This window comes from Arthrobacter sp. MDT2-34-1 (genome assembly GCF_059091365.1).
Genome location: NZ_JBNHGO010000051.1, coordinates 1 through 961, shown reverse-complemented (window position 1 = coordinate 961; position 961 = coordinate 1). Strand labels below are relative to the sequence as shown.

The 961-nt window shown below is 70.2% G+C and carries 1 protein-coding gene; it reads left to right on the top strand.

The features are described 5' to 3' along the window. Nucleotides 1-936, top strand: a 936-nt coding sequence (locus AC5RVV_RS17535) for a helicase-related protein (protein WP_494002632.1), incomplete at its 5' end; no start/stop codon positions are given. Nucleotides 937-961: the final 25 nt, after the last annotated feature.

The window sequence follows — 961 nt, the reverse complement described above, 5'->3', positions numbered from 1 at the left end:
GACGGGGGCATGACCAAGAAGGATATCCGGCAGCTGGTCTACCGGGCACACAGCCTGGACAAGGACGAGGTGGTGGCCCGCATCCTGCAGGCCCGCGGCCGGGGCAAGACCATCATCTTCACCAAGACCAAGCGCACGGCGGCGAAGCTGTCCGATGAACTGGTTTCCCGCGGATTCGCAGCCGCTGCCATCCACGGCGACCTGGGCCAGGGCGCCCGTGAGCAGGCCCTGCGTGCCTTCCGCAGCGACAAGATCGATGTCCTGGTGGCCACCGATGTCGCCGCCCGCGGCATCGACGTCGACGACGTCACGCATGTCATCAACTTCCAGTGCACCGAGGATGAGAAGACCTACCTGCACCGTGTGGGCCGCACTGGCCGCGCGGGCAACAAGGGCACGGCGGTCACTTTCGTGGACTGGGAGGACGTGCCCCGCTGGTCCCTGATCAACAAGGCCCTGGGCCTGGATGTACCGGAACCGGTCGAGACCTACTCCTCCTCTCCGCACCTCTACACCGACCTGGACATCCCGGAGGGCACCAAGGGACGGCTGCCCAGGAGCAAGCGGAAGCTGGCCGGTCTGGACGCCGAGGCGATCGAGGATCTGGGCGAAACCGGGAAGAAGCCGGGTGGGTCCCGGACTGGGGTCCGGTCGGGCGACCGCCGGGGCGGCCGGTCCGAAGGTTCCCGCAGCGAAAGCTCACGTTCCGAGGCAAGCCAGCGCCGCCGTCGTCGTCCCGCCGCGGGTTCGGGCGAGTCCGCGGCCGCTGAGGCCGGTGCCGCGCAGGCCGGTGCCGCGCAGGCCGCCCAGGCCGAGGCCACCGGCGACGCTGGAACGCCGTCGCGTCCGCGGCGGAGCCGCACCCGCACACGGCGCCGCAACGGCGAGGTTGTGAACAAAGCCGACGGCGGCAGCGCGCCCGAGGCGGAGGCGTAGCCGCCTCCATGGGGGAATCTGTCTG